The organism is Streptomyces sp. NPDC058157 (genome assembly GCF_042884105.1).
In the GTDB taxonomy this organism is placed as follows: Bacteria; Actinomycetota; Actinomycetes; order Streptomycetales; family Streptomycetaceae; genus Streptomyces.
On the sequence record NZ_JBHVUQ010000438.1, the window covers coordinates 1 to 1,415 of the forward strand.

Here is a 1,415-nt window from a genome sequence, read left to right on the forward strand (position 1 = left end):
GGCAGAGCACGACGAGGGCGACCCCCGCCACCCCGGCGGGGCCGATCGCGGCCAGCGGTGCCGCGGCCTGGCTGCGGGCCTTGGCCTGGGTGAACAGGTCGGGCAGCCGGGAGTTGGTGCGCAGCATCTCGCGCCCGGTCTGGGTGACGAGTTCGGTGGCGACGGGCCCGGTGACGTACGAGGCGATGTCCTGCTCGGTCGCGCCGAGCCGGTCCGCGCGCAGCCGGCCGGTGTCCACCGGCAGCCGCCAGAAGTCCTCGGCGGTGGAGCTCCAGCCGTCCAGGCGGGGCAGGTCGGCGGCCCCGACCAGGGCGTCGGCCGCCCAGTAGCTGTTCTCGCCCTGGTGGTACTCGCAGGCGAAGGCGAGGCAGCCCAGGTCCGTCCAGAAGTCGTCGGTCTCGTCCGGGACGGTGTAGAGGCCGACGACCTCCGCGCGGGGACCGCCGCCGGGCACGGGCGAGGTGGTGAGGACCGTGCCGAGGCCGGCTCCGATGGTCCGGGCTGCGCGCTGGGAGAGCGCGATCCGCAGCGCGGGCCCGTCGTCGGCGGCGCCGCGGGCGGCGGGTGCCGTGCCGGCGGCGGGTGCCTCGGCCGGCCACTGGCCCTCCACCAGCCGTACGTGTGCCCGGGCGTCGCGGAGGTACAGCAGGCGCATGACGGGCGGCAGGCCGGAGGGGGCGGCGAGTCCCGGGTTCAGCAGGCCGCGGCCCTTGACGGTCCAGGTGCCGTACACCACGGTGTCCGGGTCGACCTGGAAGCTGCCTCCGGTGTGCGCGAGCAGGGTCGCCCGGGTCGCGTCGAGGGCGTCGGTGCCCTGGTTGCCCTCCGGGGGCGGCGCGGTGGCCAGCAGGCTGGTGTAGCCGGGCCCGCCGCGCTGGAGGAAGGAGCGCAGGGCCTGGTCGGCGCCCCGGTCCTGGGCGCGCGGCAGGGCGGCGGCCAGCAGGACGGCGACGAACGCGAGCACGGCGGCGAGCAGGCTGCCGGCCCGGGCGGCCCGCAGCCGGGTCCTGACCCAGGGCGCGGGCCGGGGGCCGGACCGGGCGGCGGGCGCGGAGGGGTTCTCGGTCGCGGAGGGCGGCGGGGTGGTCACATGTCCTCCACGGGGCGCAGCCGGGCGGCGACGTCGCGGCCCCGGGGGCCGCCGGTGGCGGCCGACAGCAGGGGGACGGCCGCGATGGCGGCGGCCGTCAGCAGGGTCTGCCACGCCGGCATGTCCACCCGTACGGGCGGGAACGGCCGGTGCGCGGCCGGGGTCAGCACGACCAGGGGTGCCATCAGGTGGACGAGGGCGACGCCCAGCCCGGTGCCGACGGCGGTCCCGAGGACGATCAGCACGGCTCCTTCCGCGGCGGCGGCCCGGGCCAGCGACCGGCGGGGGGTGCCGAGGGCGAGCAGTACGGAGGACTCCCGTCCGC

General features: G+C 78.4%; 2 protein-coding genes. Both read right to left on the minus strand.

Going from position 1 to position 1,415, the window contains the following annotated elements:
- The coding region (locus ACFVXK_RS38680; RefSeq protein ID WP_389622101.1) for a hypothetical protein at positions 1–1,090 on the minus strand (1,090 nt) is incomplete at its 3' end.
- The coding region (locus tag ACFVXK_RS38685; RefSeq protein ID WP_389622104.1) for an FtsX-like permease family protein at positions 1,087–1,415 on the minus strand (329 nt) is incomplete at its 5' end. The genes ACFVXK_RS38680 and ACFVXK_RS38685, both read right to left, overlap by 4 nt.